The organism is Klebsiella sp. 10982, from assembly GCF_048589245.1.
Classification (GTDB): Bacteria; Pseudomonadota; Gammaproteobacteria; order Enterobacterales; family Enterobacteriaceae; genus Klebsiella; species Klebsiella quasivariicola.
In genome coordinates this window covers 1-421 of the sequence record NZ_JBMAXV010000149.1, presented here as the reverse complement: position 1 = coordinate 421, position 421 = coordinate 1, and the positions used below count along the sequence as shown (strand labels likewise).

Here is a 421-nt window from a genome sequence, read left to right as displayed (position 1 = left end):
TGTAGTGGTCAAGTAATATTGGCCACGGTTTTACAGTAAAAATGGTACCTGTTCTCAGACTCTTCCGGCGTCAACCCACCGTTATAATGGTGAGGTCTGACGCTGTTGTAGTAGTTCAATATGTAACCATTAATTTGCTGTCGGGCTTCGTCCTTGCCTGCGTAACCATTCACCGGTACCCATTCTGTTTTCAGACTGCGGAAGAAGCGTTCCATGGGACTATTATCCCAGCAGTTTCCCCGCCGACTGACGCTTTGTTTTATTCTGTAACGCCAGAGAAGTTGTTGATATTTCAGACCGGTATACTGGCTTCCCTGATCGCTATGGAACATGACATCACGCGGTTGACCACGTGTTTCATAGGCCATCCGCAGGGCACTGCTTATCAGTGCGGTATCGGCATGTACTGACAGACTCCAGC

1 protein-coding gene is annotated in these 421 nt (G+C 48.5%); it reads right to left on the bottom strand.

Going from position 1 to position 421, the window contains the following annotated elements; genetic code table 11:
- Window positions 1–8: 8 nt before the first annotated feature.
- Window positions 9–421, bottom strand: a 413-nt coding sequence (locus ACKLKD_RS28020; protein WP_420062021.1) for an integrase core domain-containing protein, incomplete at its 5' end; no start/stop codon positions are given.